At 66.6% G+C, this 296-nt stretch carries 1 protein-coding gene; it reads left to right on the top strand.

Going from position 1 to position 296, the window contains the following annotated elements:
• Positions 1-25 precede the first annotated feature (25 nt).
• A partial coding sequence (locus tag KVT44_RS55960; protein ID WP_217576954.1) for a DUF4012 domain-containing protein occupies positions 26-296 on the top strand: 271 nt, incomplete at its 3' end.

The raw sequence follows: 296 nt of genomic DNA, 5'->3' as shown, positions 1-296 counted from the left end.
CGATGCGGACAACTACCGGACGTCGGTGCTCGACCTCGGCGAGTACGCGACGATCTACCAGGACAAGCCCGGTCGGTATCTGCAGAACGTCACCCAGGTGCCGGACTTCTCGCTCAGCGCTCGTCTCGCGCAAGAGTTCGCCGCCCGCGAAGGGCGCGAGGTCTCGAGCGTCATCGCCATCGATCCGGTTGCGCTGTCCTACCTGCTGGAGGCCACGGGCCCCGTGCGCCTGCCCACCGGCGACGAGCTCACCAGCACGAATGTGGTGAAACTCCTCCTCTCGGACGTCTACGCCC

Origin of the sequence: Streptomyces sp. GbtcB7 (assembly GCF_019091445.1) — a bacterium.
Classification (GTDB): Bacteria; Actinomycetota; Actinomycetes; order Streptomycetales; family Streptomycetaceae; genus Streptomyces; species Streptomyces mirabilis.
The sequence above is the reverse complement of the archived record's forward strand: the minus strand, read 5'-3'. Positions and strand labels throughout refer to the sequence as shown.